9 protein-coding genes are annotated in these 8,187 nt (G+C 73.6%); 2 read left to right on the plus strand and 7 right to left on the minus strand.

Annotated features, from left to right (window positions below; translation table 11 throughout):
- Positions 1-346: 346 nt before the first annotated feature.
- The 3 genes from dapF to miaA all read right to left on the minus strand — a co-directional run bounded on the left by dapF (position 347) and on the right by miaA (position 2,880).
- A complete protein-coding gene (dapF, locus tag GTW67_RS09265; protein ID WP_161164326.1) occupies positions 347-1,216 on the minus strand; it encodes a diaminopimelate epimerase in 870 nt (289 codons plus the stop codon).
- 117 nt (positions 1,217-1,333) lie between these two features.
- Complete coding sequence (locus tag GTW67_RS09270; RefSeq protein ID WP_161164334.1) at positions 1,334-1,834, minus strand: hypothetical protein; 501 nt, start codon at positions 1,832-1,834, stop codon at positions 1,334-1,336.
- Between the two features lie 107 nt (positions 1,835-1,941).
- Complete coding sequence (gene miaA, locus GTW67_RS09275; RefSeq protein ID WP_161164327.1) at positions 1,942-2,880, minus strand: tRNA (adenosine(37)-N6)-dimethylallyltransferase MiaA; 939 nt, start codon at positions 2,878-2,880, stop codon at positions 1,942-1,944.
- A gap of 181 nt (positions 2,881-3,061) precedes the next feature.
- Here miaA and GTW67_RS09280 point away from each other — a divergent pair, with 181 nt between their 5' ends.
- Both GTW67_RS09280 and GTW67_RS09285 read left to right on the plus strand, forming a co-directional pair.
- Complete coding sequence (locus GTW67_RS09280) at positions 3,062-3,331, plus strand: hypothetical protein (protein WP_161164328.1); 270 nt, start codon at positions 3,062-3,064, stop codon at positions 3,329-3,331.
- 24 nt (positions 3,332-3,355) lie between these two features.
- Positions 3,356-3,637, plus strand: a complete 282-nt coding sequence (locus GTW67_RS09285; protein ID WP_161164329.1) for an antitoxin — start codon at positions 3,356-3,358, stop codon at positions 3,635-3,637.
- A 189-nt stretch (positions 3,638-3,826) separates the two neighbouring features.
- Here the strand turns inward: GTW67_RS09285 and GTW67_RS09290 are convergent, their stop codons facing one another.
- The 4 genes from GTW67_RS09290 to GTW67_RS09305 all read right to left on the minus strand — a co-directional run bounded on the left by GTW67_RS09290 (position 3,827) and on the right by GTW67_RS09305 (position 8,080).
- On the minus strand, positions 3,827-4,588 hold the full coding sequence (locus GTW67_RS09290) for a class III extradiol dioxygenase subunit B-like domain-containing protein (RefSeq protein ID WP_161164330.1): 762 nt from the start codon (positions 4,586-4,588) through the stop codon (positions 3,827-3,829).
- Positions 4,589-4,638: 50 nt separating this feature from the next.
- The gene (miaB, locus tag GTW67_RS09295; RefSeq protein ID WP_161164331.1) at positions 4,639-6,156 is read right to left on the minus strand and encodes a tRNA (N6-isopentenyl adenosine(37)-C2)-methylthiotransferase MiaB; all 1,518 of its coding nucleotides are present in this window, start codon (positions 6,154-6,156) and stop codon (positions 4,639-4,641) included.
- A 77-nt stretch (positions 6,157-6,233) separates the two neighbouring features.
- Positions 6,234-6,893 (minus strand): response regulator, encoded by a 660-nt coding sequence (locus GTW67_RS09300; RefSeq protein ID WP_161164332.1) that lies wholly within the window; start codon positions 6,891-6,893, stop codon positions 6,234-6,236.
- On the minus strand, positions 6,893-8,080 hold the full coding sequence (locus GTW67_RS09305) for a histidine kinase (protein ID WP_237518750.1): 1,188 nt from the start codon (positions 8,078-8,080) through the stop codon (positions 6,893-6,895). The genes GTW67_RS09300 and GTW67_RS09305 overlap by 1 nt, the downstream gene beginning before the upstream one ends.
- Positions 8,081-8,187: the final 107 nt, after the last annotated feature.

Consider the following 8,187-nt stretch of genomic DNA (forward strand, 5'->3'; position numbering starts at 1 on the left):
CGGCGCGGCCCAGCCGGCGCAGGTCGATCCGCGCGCGGGCCTTCCTGCGGGGTGCCGCCGGGGTGGCGGCGCCGGCGGCCGGCGGCGTCACAGGGCCTGGGCTCGCGGGATTCACGGCCTCCGCATTCATGGGCACCTCCGGCTGCACGGACCGGCGGACGGGGTGCCCCAGGGCGGACACGGCTCAGGGGATGGCATCGATCCCCCGTCCGGGCCGGTGCTTGATGCTATCGAGCCCATCACGTACCGCTGACCGCCTCTCGCCGAGCGTGAAACGGATCACCCATTCGAGCGAAGGCCCGAGGGTTTACGTTTTCGCACTGAGTGTCATGGACCGGGCTGTGGTTCAGTTCAGGACCTCCTCCAGCCACGTCGCGTCGATCTCGCCCTCGGCCACGATGACCGCGGGGCCGGTCATCTCGATCTCGCCGTCGGGCCGCTCGGTGATCACCAGGGTGCCGCCGGGCACGTCGACGGTGTACGTCACCGGGGTGCCGGTGACCGCCGGGTCGGCGCCGTCCCTGCGGGCGGTGGCGACGGCGACGGCGCACGCGCCGGTGCCGCAGGAGCGGGTCTCCCCGGAGCCGCGCTCGTGCACGCGCATCGCCACGTGGCGGGTGCCCCGGTCGACCACGAACTCCACGTTCACCCCGTCCGGGTAGGCCGCGGCCGGCCGGAACGGCGGCGCGTCGTACAGGTCGCCCGCGTGGTCCAGGTCGGCGACGAAGGCCACGGCGTGCGGATTGCCCATGTTCACGTTCCGCGCGGGCCAGCTGCGCTCGCCGACGCTCACCTCGACGTCGCCCTCGGGGAGCAGCGCCCGGCCCATGCCGACGGTGACGTCACCGTTCTTGGCCAGGTGCACCCGCTTGACGCCGCCGCGGGTGGCGACGGCGAGGTCGCCCGCGGTGACGTGGCCGGCGTGCTGGAGGTAGCGCGCGAAGACCCGTACGCCGTTGCCGCACATCTCGGCGACCGAGCCGTCACCGTTGCGGTAGTCCATGAACCACTCCGCCTCGGCCGCCATGCCCTTGGCCTCGGGGTGCGCCGCGGACCGCACCACGTGCAGCAGTCCGTCGCCGCCGATGCCCGCGCGGCGGTCGCACAGGGCGGCGACGGCGGCGGGCGGCAGGTCGACGGCGTTCTCGGGGTCCGGGACGATCACGAAGTCGTTCTCGGTGCCGTGACCCTTGAGGAAGGCGATCCGCGTGCTCATTCCTCGATCGTACGGCTTACCCCCGACACGACGACGAGCGCTCCAGCCCTCGGGACGGCAGGGCCGCTCACCGGCACCGGCGCAGGTCCGCGGCGTGGTCCCGCGGCGCCCGGGGTGTCAGCCGCGCAGGCGGGCCACCCGCCACACGGCCAGGACGACGACGGCGGCGACGGCGAGGACGTAGGCGAGGATCACGCGCCAGTCGGCGCGGCGGCCCGAACCGCGCTGCGGCAGACCCGGCCAGGTGTGGCCGACCCGGCGGGCGGCCATCATGCCCCAGCCGGCCGCGCAGGAGCAGATCAGCAGCCCCAGCATCGCGATCACGGCCCCGCTGTCGCCGAAGTCGAAGGCGAGCGGGAAGGCGAACATCAGGGAGCCGAGCGAGGCCAGGCACACGATGGGTGCGAGCTGCCAGATCCGCAGGCGCCGCTGCGGTCGCAGCTCCACCTCGACCTCGTCCCCGTACATCTCGTCGGGCTCGGGGCCGTCGGCGGCCACACCGTCCGGCGTCTCGTCGGGACCGTCGGGGCTCAGGCGGGCTCCGTCCGGCTCCGCGTCGCCGGGGTCGGCGGCGCCGTGCTCGGTGCTCGGTGCGGTGTCACGAGGGCCGGCCTCCATCGCCACGCGCCCTCCCAACTAGGACTCACTCGGTCGATCGAAGCTCGATGATGGCACGGCGCCGAAGGCCGCGATGACGGCCGGGGCGTCCCGATGCCATCACGTGATCAGGCTGTAACCGGTCGTTCGACCAACGACAGCGCGAGCCGCGGAAGTTCCGTGCGATCCGCCACAGCCCCACTCAGCCAGTGCACCCGCGGATCGCGCCTGAACCACGAATCCTGACGGCGCGCGAAGCGCTTGGTGGCGCGGACGGTCTCGGTCCGCGCCTCGTCCAGCGTGCACTCGCCGGCGAGCGCCGCGAGCACCTGCTGGTAGCCCAGCGCGCGCGAGGCCGTACGCCCCTCGCGCAGCCCGTGCGCCTCCAGTGCGCGCACCTCGTCGACCAGACCGGTGTCCCACATCCGGTCGACGCGGCGCGCGATGCGCTCGTCCAGTTCGGGGCGGGCCACGTCGACGCCGATCTGCACGGTGTCGTAGACCGAGTCGTGGCCGGGGAGGTTGGCGGTGAACGGCTTGCCGGTGATCTCGATCACCTCCAGCGCCCGGACGATCCGGCGCCCGTTGCTCGGCAGGATCGCCCGTGCGGCCCCGGGGTCGGCGGCGGCCAGGCGCGCGTGCAGCGCCCCCGAGCCGCGCAGCGCGAGCTCCTCCTCCAGCCGGGCCCTGACCTCGGGGTCGGTGCCGGGGAACTCCAGGTTGTCGACGGCGCCGCGGACGTAGAGCCCGGAGCCGCCGACCAGGATCGGCCAGCGTCCCGCGGCGAGCAGCGCGTCGATCCGCTCCCGCGCGAGGCGCTGGTACTCGGCGACCGAGGCCGTGACGGTCACGTCCCAGATGTCGAGCAGGTGGTGCGGGACTCCGCCGCGCTCCTCGGGCGTCAGCTTGGCGGTGCCGATGTCCATCCCTCGGTACAACTGCATGGAATCGGCGTTGACGACCTCGCCGCCGAGTCGCTCGGCCAGGAAGACGCCCAGATCGGACTTTCCGGCCGCGGTGGGACCGACGACGGCGATGACGCGGGGGGCGGGGGGTGCGCTGCTCACCGCCCCAGTCTCCCAAACCTCGGACCCTGCCCTCGAACGAGTTACGTGACGGTGCGCGACGGGGCTCGTTGCCCGTTGCGGGGTTCTCACCCCCGGCGCACGGGGCGCCTGTCGCGACCGCGCGAACGGACGCACCGGATGCCGCGGGATTTCGCCCGCACGAGTAACGTATGGAGTTGATATGGGCGTTTTTGCACGGCTCTTTCGGAGGTCGAAGGCCACGGAGGAGGCGTCGGCCGCCGAGACGCGGGCCGAGACACCGGCTCCCGGGAGCGCGGCGGACGAGGACGCGGCCGAGGCGAAGGGATCAGCCGTCGCCGGTGCCGAGGAGACGGCGGCGGCGGTGCCGGAACCGGCGGAGGCCGCCGACTCCGAGAGCGTCGGGATCCCCAAGCAGCAGTCCGCGGGGGAGGCCGTCGACAACGAGGCCGACAAGGGCGCCCGCACCTGACCGCCCCGTGAGGGAAGGCGAACCATGGGTCTGCTGGACAACTTGAAGGCCAGGCTGGGGCCGGCTAAGGGCAAGGTCTCCGACCTCGCGCAGCAGCACGGCGACAAGATCGACCGCGGTCTCGACAAGGTGGCGAAGACCGTCGACGAGAGGACCAAGGGCAAGTACAGCGACCGGATCCAGACGGGTACGGAGAAGGCCAAGGGCGCCCGGGACCGCCTCGCCCACCAGGACCACGACGGAGGCACTCCGGGCACCCCGCCCGGCGGCACGCCTCCGGCGGGGCCCCTGCCGCCGACTTCCTGAGCCGCCGCGCGCCCGGGCGTGAACGGGACGCTTTTCGGCGCGGACGGAAAGGCTTCGGCAAGGCCGGGTGAGTCATCGGCACGTCGGCCGGTGCACGGCACATTGACGGACGGCCGCGGAGCGGATCAGCTTCGTGGCCGTCCGCCGTCATGCCCGGTCCGCCCTCGCGGCCGGCCCGCGGACCGTGCCCTAAGACCAGGCGGCCGCCACGTATCCCACCCCGTACGGCACGTCCTCGTACAGCAGCGTGCCGGTGAGGGCCGTGCCCTCGGCTGCGCCCGCGAGGACCTGCCAGGGCGCCCGCCCGGACACCTTCAGCTCGCGGGCCAGTCCCGCGTCCAGCGCCGCGAGGGCGGCCACGTCCGCCGTCCCCAGGGCACGCCCGGCCTCCGCGTCGAAGGGCGCCGCCCGCTCGTCCAGGTACCCGGGGGCCTTGAGCGTGCGGCACGCGCTGGCGTCGCCCAGCACCAGCAGCGCCACCCGCGGTGCCCGGGTCGCGAGGTCCCGGCCGAGGGCGGCACACCGTTCGGCCGGGAGGTGCTCGCCGACGCCGACACCCTCGACGGGGGCGTCGGCCCACCCGGTCCGCCGCAGCAGCCAGGCGCCCACGGCCAGCCCGTACGGCAGCGCAGGACCGGGACGCGAGGCACCGCCCGATGCCTGGTCGGGGGCCTCGTCGGGGGACCTGTCCGGAGCCTCGTCCGCGCCGAGGCGCACGTCCAGTTCCACGCCGAAGCCGCGGAACGAACCGCGCGTGCCCGCCGGGTAGGTCTCGGGCCCGGCGTCCGGCGCGGGGCCGACGACCACGAGCCGGTCGGGCCGGGCGGCGGCGAGCACGCCCAGCGCGTCCGTGCACGCGGCGCGCGCGGCGTCCAGCTCGGGGGCGGCACCCGCGGCGACCTCCGGCACGAGGAGCGGCGGGCAGGGGCAGACTGCGGCGGCGACAAGCATGATCGGCAGCGTAACCCCGTCCGGCCGCCGCCCGGCAGCGTGCCCTGCGGTCAGTCGCCGCCGCAGCCGCTCGCCACGGCGGGCTGGGGCTCGGGCACGCCGATCTTCGGCAGGCCCAGCATGACGCCGACGGGCTTGGCCTGCTCCGCGGCGTTGCGCTTCTCCCAGGCGTCGCCCGCACGCGTCCGGCGCACGTCCAGCACCGCGCCCTCGGCGAGGAGGTGGTGCGGGGCGGCGTAGGTGATCTCGACGGTCACCACGTCGCCGGGGCGAACCTCCTGCTCGGGCTTGGTGAAGTGCACGAGGCGGTTGTCGGGGGCGCGGCCGGAGAGGCGGTGGGTGGTGCCGTCCTTGCGGCCCTCGCCCTCGGCGACCATCAGCTCCAGGGTGCGGCCGACCTGCTTCTTGTTCTCCTCCCAGGAGATCTCCTCCTGGAGGGCGACCAGGCGCTCGTACCGCTCCTGCACGACCGCCTTGGGGATCTGGCCGTCCATCTCGGCGGCCGGGGTCCCGGGGCGCTTGGAGTACTGGAAGGTGTAGGCCTGCGCGAAGCGGGCCTCGCGCACGACGTGCAGGGTCTGCTGGAAGTCCTCCTCGGTCTCGCTGGGGAAACCCACGATGATGTCGGTGGTGATCGCCGCGTGCGGGATGGCCGCCCGCACCTTCTCGATGATCCCGAGGTAGCGCTCCTGCCGGTAGGAGCGGCGCATTGCCTTCAGCACCGGGTCGGAGCCGGACTGGAGCGGCATGTGCAGCTGCGGCATCGCGTTCGGCGTCTCGGCCATGGCGGCGATGACGTCGTCGGTGAAGTCGCGCGGGTGCGGGGAGGTGAAGCGGACGCGCTCCAGGCCCTCGATGTTCCCGCAGGCGCGCAGCAGCTTGCTGAAGGCCTCGCGGTCGCCGATGTCGGAGCCGTACGCGTTCACGTTCTGCCCGAGGAGGGTGATCTCGCTGACGCCCTCGGCGACCAGGGCCTCGACCTCGGCGAGGATGTCGCCGGGGCGGCGGTCCTTCTCCTTGCCGCGCAGCGCCGGGACGATGCAGAAGGTGCAGGTGTTGTTGCAGCCGACGGAGATGGAGACCCAGGCCGCGTAGGCGCTCTCGCGGCGGGTGGGCAGGGTGGACGGGAACGCCTCCAGGGACTCGGCGATCTCGACCTGCGCCTCCTCCTGCACGCGGGCGCGCTCCAGCAGCACGGGAAGCTTGCCGATGTTGTGCGTGCCGAAGACGACGTCGACCCAGGGGGCCCGCTTCACGATGGTGTCGCGGTCCTTCTGCGCCAGGCAGCCGCCGACCGCGATCTGCATCCCGGGACGGCTCGCCTTCTTCGGGGCGAGGTGGCCGAGGTTGCCGTACAGCTTGTTGTCGGCGTTCTCCCGGACGGCACAGGTGTTGAAGACGACGACGTCGGCATCGCCGTCGGCGCCCTCGGGGGCGCGGACGTAGCCCGCGTCCTCCAGCAGTCCGGACAATCGCTCGGAGTCGTGGACGTTCATCTGGCACCCGTAGGTGCGTACTTCGTAGGTGCGCGTGCCGCCCACTGACTGGCTCCGGTCGATGCTGCTCATGGCACTAAGGGTAGGCGGTCCGCGGTGGTGGCCCGGGCCGCCTGTGGACAACCGGGGTCGCGGCAGGTCAGGGCTGGTCAGGGCTCGATGAGACCCGCGCGGATCGCGTACCGGGTGAGTTCCAGGCGGTCGCGGACGCCCAGCTTCTGGAGGAGGTTCGCGCGGTGGCGTTCGACGGTCTTGGCGCTGATGAACAGCAGCTCGCCGATCTCCTTCGAGGTGTGGCCCTCGGCGACGAGCTTGAGGATCTCCTCCTCGCGCTCGGTGATCGGCCGTTCGGGCAGGCCGCCGCCGCTGTGCAGGCGGTCCAGGTAGGAACGGACGAGGGCCCGCTCCGCGCCCGGGTAGATGAACGGCTCGTCGCGCACCGCCGCCCGGCACGCCTCGACCAGGTCGCGGTCGGCGACGGACTTGAGGACGTAGCCGCAGGCCCCGGCCTTGAGGGCCTCGAAGAAGTACTGCTCGTTGTCGTACATGGTCAGGATGAGGATGCGCAGCTCGGGCAGGCGGCGGGAGAGCTCTCGGGCCGCCTGGAGGCCGGTCATGCGGGGCATGGCGACGTCCAGGACGGCGAGGTCGACCTCGGTGGCCCGTGCCGCCGCGACGGCCTCGGCGCCGTCCCCGGCCTCGGCGACGACCGTGAGGTCCGGTTCGCCGTCCAGGATGAGGCGCACTCCGCGGCGCACGAGGGTGTGGTCGTCGGCGAGCAGGACGCGGATCGGGGGCCGTGCGGACATCAGGTGCGGTCTCCGGGGCGGTCTGCGGTCGGGTCGGTGGTCGGGTCTACGGCCGACGCCGCCGTCGGGTCCGTGGCCGGGTCCGCGGCCGGCGCCGTCGTCCGGTCCGGGTCCGGGGTCGCGTCCCCCTGCCGGTCCGCGGACGGAGGGGGCCCGGCCGGGACCGGGATGCGCAGGCGTACGTCGGTGCCCCGGCCGGGGGCGGGTTCGAGGTGGATCTCGGCTCCGATCAGCAGGGCCCGTTCGCGCATCCCACGGATACCGGCGCCCTCGGGGGTCTGGCCGAGGCCGGTGCCGTTGTCGCGGACGAGCAGTTCGATGCCGCCCGGCAGCGGGCGCAGGGTGAGGTCGGCGCGGTCGGCGGCGGCGTGGCGGGCGGTGTTGGTCAGGCTCTCCTGGGCGACCCGGTAGATCACGAGTTCCGCCTCCGGGGTGAGCGGGGGCAGGTCGCCGGGGACGTGGTGGGCGACGGTGAGCCCGTGGTGCGTGAACTCGGCGGTGAGCGCGCGCAGGGCGCTGGCGAGGCCGAGCTCCTCCAGGACGCCGGGGCGCAGCCGGCGCGCGATGCGGCGGATCTCGTCCAGACCGGCGCGCGTGGCCTCCTGGGCGAGGGACACCTCCTCGCGCAGCTCGCCGGGCACCCGGTCGGAGACGCGCTTGAGCTGGAGCAGGACGGCGGTGAGGGTCTGGCCGACCTCGTCGTGCAGCTCGCGGGCGATGCGGTGGCGCTCGCGCTCCTGGGCCTGGAGGGCGCGTCCGGCGCCGGCGGCGCGTTCGGCCTGGAGCCGGTCGAGCATCGTGTTGTACGTCGCGATCAGCTCGGCGGCCTCGGCCGGCCCGGCGACCTCCGGACGGGCGCCGGGCACCAGCAGGTCGGCGGTGCTCATGGCACGGCCCAGCCGGTGCAGCGGGGTGAGCCCGAGACGCAGGACGACCGCGTTGCCGGCGAGCAGGGCGGTGAGGCCGGCGAGGAGGATGAGGGCCTCGTGCGGCAGGACGGGGGTCGAGACGGTCACCGGTCCCAGGAGCAGCGCGGTGGCCACGACCAGGCCCGCGGCGTTGAGCGAGAAGATCCGCCAGAACAGCGACACGGTCCGCTTTCCGCTCCTCCCGGCCCTCGCACGCAATACGGCCGGAACCAGTCTCGCCGCTCGCGACCGGTCGCGTATATCCGTCACGACACCCATACCGCCACCGTACGTGCGGGTGACAGCATGGCGAGGTCGCGCACACGTCACGGACGTGCGGAAACGCGCGGCACGCATGCACCACATGCACCACATGCACGAACAGA

Source organism: Streptomyces sp. SID5910 (genome assembly GCF_009862125.1).
In the GTDB taxonomy this organism is placed as follows: Bacteria; Actinomycetota; Actinomycetes; order Streptomycetales; family Streptomycetaceae; genus Streptomyces.

Excerpts from the sequence above, each read along its gene's own strand:
- dapF (WP_161164326.1), bottom strand. The coding sequence starts at position 1,216 with ATGAGCACGCGGATCGCCTTCCTCAAGGGTCACGGCACCGAGAACGAC.
- GTW67_RS09270 (WP_161164334.1), bottom strand. The coding sequence starts at position 1,834 with ATGGAGGCCGGCCCTCGTGACACCGCACCGAGCACCGAGCACGGCGCC.
- GTW67_RS09280 (WP_161164328.1), top strand. The coding sequence starts at position 3,062 with ATGGGCGTTTTTGCACGGCTCTTTCGGAGGTCGAAGGCCACGGAGGAG.
- GTW67_RS09285 (WP_161164329.1), top strand. The coding sequence starts at position 3,356 with ATGGGTCTGCTGGACAACTTGAAGGCCAGGCTGGGGCCGGCTAAGGGC.
- GTW67_RS09290 (WP_161164330.1), bottom strand. The coding sequence starts at position 4,588 with ATGCTTGTCGCCGCCGCAGTCTGCCCCTGCCCGCCGCTCCTCGTGCCG.
- miaB (WP_161164331.1), bottom strand. The coding sequence starts at position 6,156 with ATGAGCAGCATCGACCGGAGCCAGTCAGTGGGCGGCACGCGCACCTAC.
- GTW67_RS09300 (WP_161164332.1), bottom strand. The coding sequence starts at position 6,893 with ATGTCCGCACGGCCCCCGATCCGCGTCCTGCTCGCCGACGACCACACC.
- GTW67_RS09305 (WP_237518750.1), bottom strand. The coding sequence starts at position 8,080 with ATGGGTGTCGTGACGGATATACGCGACCGGTCGCGAGCGGCGAGACTG.